Annotated in this window: 5 protein-coding genes and 1 pseudogene; 1 reads left to right on the top strand and 5 read right to left on the bottom strand. The window is 50.1% G+C overall.

From position 1 onward, the window contains the following. Positions 1 to 170 precede the first annotated feature (170 nt). Positions 171 to 644, top strand: coding sequence for a hypothetical protein (locus AC6BYQ_RS28190; protein ID WP_498057895.1), 474 nt, complete (start codon positions 171 to 173; stop codon positions 642 to 644). Between the two features lie 231 nt (positions 645 to 875). Here the strand turns inward: AC6BYQ_RS28190 and AC6BYQ_RS28185 are convergent, their stop codons facing one another. The 5 genes and pseudogenes from AC6BYQ_RS28185 to AC6BYQ_RS28165 all read right to left on the bottom strand — a co-directional run bounded on the left by AC6BYQ_RS28185 (position 876) and on the right by AC6BYQ_RS28165 (position 2,708). Continuing rightward, the gene (locus tag AC6BYQ_RS28185) at positions 876 to 1,175 is read right to left on the bottom strand and encodes a type II toxin-antitoxin system RelE/ParE family toxin (protein WP_498057894.1); all 300 of its coding nucleotides are present in this window, start codon (positions 1,173 to 1,175) and stop codon (positions 876 to 878) included. Between the two features lie 50 nt (positions 1,176 to 1,225). Next, positions 1,226 to 1,453, bottom strand: coding sequence for a type II toxin-antitoxin system Phd/YefM family antitoxin (locus AC6BYQ_RS28180; protein WP_201896592.1), 228 nt, complete (start codon positions 1,451 to 1,453; stop codon positions 1,226 to 1,228). 194 nt (positions 1,454 to 1,647) lie between these two features. After that, positions 1,648 to 1,909, bottom strand: a pseudogene (locus tag AC6BYQ_RS28175) (CcdB family protein). A gap of 2 nt (positions 1,910 to 1,911) precedes the next feature. Beyond that, positions 1,912 to 2,088, bottom strand: coding sequence for a type II toxin-antitoxin system CcdA family antitoxin (locus AC6BYQ_RS28170; RefSeq protein ID WP_498057896.1), 177 nt, complete (start codon positions 2,086 to 2,088; stop codon positions 1,912 to 1,914). A gap of 125 nt (positions 2,089 to 2,213) precedes the next feature. Continuing rightward, complete coding sequence (locus tag AC6BYQ_RS28165; protein ID WP_498057893.1) at positions 2,214 to 2,708, bottom strand: site-specific integrase; 495 nt, start codon at positions 2,706 to 2,708, stop codon at positions 2,214 to 2,216. Positions 2,709 to 2,767 lie beyond the last annotated feature (59 nt).

Genomic DNA, 2,767 nt, shown 5'->3' with positions numbered 1-2,767 from the left:
TGTTGATGTGAGGCTGGGGCTTAAAGACGGTTGAGGCAGCAACGCTGCCGTGCTCGCACCGCAGGTGCGCTACGTTCGCCAGGCTGGATACCCCTTTTTCGATCCGTCTTTACAGCTGGCTGGTCAAGGCACGTAACCTGACCCGGTATCGGAACCACGGGACCATAGAAGTGACCCTGGAGATCGAATGGATGCGAGAGAAGGCTAACCTGCAGGGGAAATACCAGGATTACCGGGACTTCAGGCAAAAACTGCTGCAACCTTCTCTCGATCGGATCAATGCCTCGACCGATATCTCGGTGATTTGGGAGCCGGTGAAGATTGGTCGTTCCGTACACGCCATCAAGTTTACCTACGTTGATGAGTCCGCGCCGGAAGCGGTGAAACCGATGCGCCCACGTCTGCCACGCCGCCCTCATGTGACCGCGGGATCCTCTGCTGAAGGGGAGTGGGCCAGAAAATGTATTGCGCTACTGACCCAGTATATGGCTCAGCTGGATGCCTATGATCCTAATGAGAAGGTGAGTGTGCCTGACTTACGAAAACTGGCTGGCTGGTACAAGAAAGTAGGACACCGTGACCAGGAAAGAGAAACGCTGGACGCCATCAAAATTCGGGCTCAACGCCAAAAAAAAACCAAGTGACCAACGTTTTCGAGTGTGGTTACGCGGTCGCTAGCACGATGGGGCTCGGGAATATCAGACTGATTTTATTGTGTAAAATTTTAATATGTACCGCCTATCTTCACATTTACGCAGTGTCATGTGACCCACTGAAACCGGCGGGAGGGCGTTCAGTAAAAGGATCCTTCAGGTCGTAATAGCGCACTGAGTGTATAGAGGGTGTCTAGCCTTAGAGAGACCAATCTTGGCGTCTTATTGCCATTCCAGAATTCGATTGAACAACAGGCTGGCGATATGTTGTTTTTGGGATAATACAGCATGCACATAAATCACATCGTCGTTCTTATTCAGGGACGTGCTGTACAGGACACGATAACCGTCGGTCGTGTTGCATTCCCGGTATTTAGCGCACCCCAATTCCAATAGTTCCTGACAGACGGGACTTCCTTCAGGGAACAGGCCCGTTTTCTGTTCAAATTCATCCAGCACATTCGCGATCACCGGTTTGGGATCGATCTGGCGAGAACGCAAGAAATATACAATGGTTTGCATCGTCATTTTTGCCGTGGATGAATAAATAAAAGTGACGTCACATACCGTCATTAAAGTGCATCCAGCAGTTGTTCACGTGTAAACGTTCGGCCTAACTCGATGTCTTTTTCAGATAGCGTCATCAGTTTGAGTAGTGCAATGCTTTCATCCCGACGAACACGATCGTCATAGGATTCAATAACGTAAGCAGGGTGGCCGTTTTGCGTCACAATCAGAGGCTCGCTCAAATCGAGTTTAGCGGCATTCTGTTTCAAGTAACTGATTGTCTCGGTTTTCATGATAGCTCCTTCTTCTACATAACCCGAATAAGTCTAAATATAGACTGAATACAGGTTAAGTACAAGCATTCCTACTTGCCGAGACACCGCAGCGGCTCAATGACCACAGACTCAAGCTCCCAAGAGAAGAAAACAACCAGGCAGGAAAGGGCTCTTACCCCTGACACAAAGCGGTCAGAGCCTGTTGGCCATTTTCAAACTCCATCAAAAAGAAAATCTATTGCAACTGTTATCTGTGTACGGTATTGCGCTGCCACCCAGAGTACGCACAGGAATACTGGCATTGCCGTCGGTCAGCCTGATAAGGGGTATAAGGCGATCCGGACGCTGGCCGGCGGGATATTTTTCAACCGGTAGCAACGGGATCACAACGCGACGGTTTAACTGCCCAATTATATCGAGCAACAGGGGATAGAGGGTGCTTTTCCCGGCATCACCATACACCTTGAATTGCATCGTCAAAACGTCCTGTGTTCATCACTGAAGTAACCGTGTTCATCATGAAAATGGTTTAACGCGTCAAGCGCTTCGCGATTGTCGCCCTGCCATTTTCTCGTGGCGTGCTTTCGAAATTCGGCATCTAGGGCAGCCGTCAGCGTGGCACTGAGATTTATACCGGTCTCTCGTGCTCTGATGAGTAAGCCTCATTCGACAGTCATGGTGACGTTGTCACCTATTTGTAACGCATCGAACTCTCTATGTCCGGAAAAACCGCTTACTGGAGTAGCGATTTCCCACTATGCCCGCAAAGGTGGAAAGATTATCTGTTCGGACTGAGTAATTTTAACGCCTGTTCAGGGCTCATCTCAAATCGCACGCCCAGTTGGCCGGCAACGTCCAGCGCGAAGACCCGGGTGTAGATCTCGGTGCTTTTATAATCCCGATGTCCCATAAACGATTGCAGGATCTTCGGATGTACTCGGTTATAGAGCAGATGCATGGCAAAACTGTGCCGAAACGTATGGGGAGTTATGCTCTCAATGGAGAAGTGCATCCCTTTACGTTGTGCCTGACACAGCGCATCCTTCAACCAGTTGCGGGCGGTATCATCGGAGATCTCCCAGACTGGCTTGGTGATATAACGGGTAAAGGTGGCCAGATGATCGCGTAGCCGGCGCGCAAAACCGGGATCAAGCAGCGGTAGGGTGCGTTTTACTGGCGTGTCTTTCCCGGGACGGCCTCGACGACCAGCGGTTTGGTTGCGCTGTTTTAAGGTTCGCAGCACAACAAAGGGCTTGATGGTTAGGAAACTCAATCAGCCCTTTTTGAGTTTCCTAACCATGAATTCAGGCAAAGGATCTCCCCATATAGTGA

The organism is Serratia sp. LTN-2, from assembly GCF_059740205.1.
Note: the sequence above shows the minus strand (reverse complement) of the source record. Positions and strands in the feature narration are given on the sequence as shown.